The organism is Catenibacterium faecis (assembly GCF_014306455.1).
Classification (GTDB): domain Bacteria; phylum Bacillota_I; class Bacilli_A; order Erysipelotrichales; family Coprobacillaceae; genus Catenibacterium; species Catenibacterium mitsuoka_A.
In genome coordinates, this window is sequence record NZ_JACRWG010000150.1 from 1 (window position 1) to 859 (window position 859).

General features: G+C 31.7%; 1 protein-coding gene. It reads left to right on the top strand.

Annotated elements, in window-relative coordinates; genetic code table 11:
- Positions 1 to 364 precede the first annotated feature (364 nt).
- The gene (locus H8909_RS13205) at positions 365 to 598 is read left to right on the top strand and encodes a hypothetical protein (RefSeq protein ID WP_187013154.1); all 234 of its coding nucleotides are present in this window, start codon (positions 365 to 367) and stop codon (positions 596 to 598) included.
- The last annotated feature ends 261 nt before the right edge of the window (positions 599 to 859 follow it).

The following is an 859-nucleotide window of genomic DNA, read 5'->3' on the forward strand; positions in this document are numbered from 1 at the left end:
TAGACTCAAAGATCAGCTTCAATTCATAGTAGATGAAGACTAAAAAGACAATATAAGAATGTAGGAAAACCTACATTCTTATATTGTCCTAAACCTACATTTTTATATTGACTTTTGCAAAATGGTAGTTTTTTATCCTGGAAAATTGTATTGGCAAAGAAATCAACCCCATAATATTAGTGGCATGCCTTTCCACTGCCAATTTTCAATAAAATATAGCAAAATGTTGAAAAGCTAAAGATTCCTTGATAAGATTTTCTCATAAAAAATATAAATGATGTCATTTGAACAGAGAGATCTTTTAAAAGCAGATGATTATTCAAAAAAATAGCTTAATCATATAATCTTTAGGGAGGGGAATTTTATGAAGAATAAGTCAGAGAAAATTTATCACTTTTTGACTTTTGCATGTTCGGTAGCACTCGCAGCATATATAATTTTGTTTCTTCATCATTTATTAACAGAGAGTGCTTCTTATATGTCTGGTGCTACTTACAAATTTCTTGTCGGTGCAGAATTTGTTCTATTAATCATAGTATTTATAAGAATTTTTTGGGCATTCAGAAAATTGAGAGAAGTAGGAAATGGGAAAAAATAATGACAGAAAACTGTCCCTAAAAAGTTTACAGCCTAAAAGTACTGCCAGGAGTTCTAAACTGGTTCAAAAGTCAAGGACAGAATGTTGACAGTCCCTGCTAAATGAGCATCGCCGTAAGGTGATGCTCATTTTTTTCGCGTCTGCTATCCAGTCTTTTTCCACGACGAAAAGAAGTCCTGATTTTATGGACTTTTCCCGATATATTATTTATGATTTGTCTAATTAGTATAATGCATCAAGATCCTTATAATAGTCCAGTTT

Coding starts and splice junctions, on each gene's coding strand:
- H8909_RS13205 (WP_187013154.1), top strand. CDS start 365: ATGAAGAATAAGTCAGAGAAAATTTATCACTTTTTGACTTTTGCATGT.